Annotated in this window: 1 protein-coding gene; it reads left to right on the top strand. The window is 69.0% G+C overall.

Annotation, left to right across the window (positions count from 1 at the left end; genetic code table 11):
• A partial coding sequence (locus AB4Z35_RS31070; RefSeq protein ID WP_442101306.1) for a methyl-accepting chemotaxis protein occupies nt 1–384 on the top strand: 384 nt, incomplete at both ends.

Genomic DNA, 384 nt, shown 5'->3' with positions numbered 1-384 from the left:
CCCGCAAGGTGACGGACATCATCGGCGTGATYGARRGCATCGCSTTCCAGACCAAYATCCTGGCGCTGAACGCCGCMGTGGAAGCGGCRCGSGCSGGTGARCAGGGGCGCGGCTTCGCCGTGGTGGCGGGCGAGGTGCGCACCCTGGCCCAGCGCAGCGCGGCGGCGGCCAAGGAAATCAACGTGCTGATCAACGATTCGGCGCGGCAGGTGGAGTCGGGCTCGTCGCTGGTGGGGCAGGCCGGTCAGACCATGGCGGAAATCGTCCAGTCGGTGCGGCATGTGACCCAGATCCTGGGCGAGATCGCCGAGGCCTCCGAGCACCAGAGCGGCGGCATCGAGCAGGTCAACGAGGCGGTGGCGCAGATGGACGAGGTGACGCAGC

The sequence above is a fragment of the Pseudomonas sp. KB_15 genome (assembly GCF_052114525.1).
Lineage (GTDB): Bacteria > Pseudomonadota > Gammaproteobacteria > Pseudomonadales > Pseudomonadaceae > Aquipseudomonas.
The sequence above is the reverse complement of the archived record's forward strand: the minus strand, read 5'-3'. Positions and strand labels throughout refer to the sequence as shown.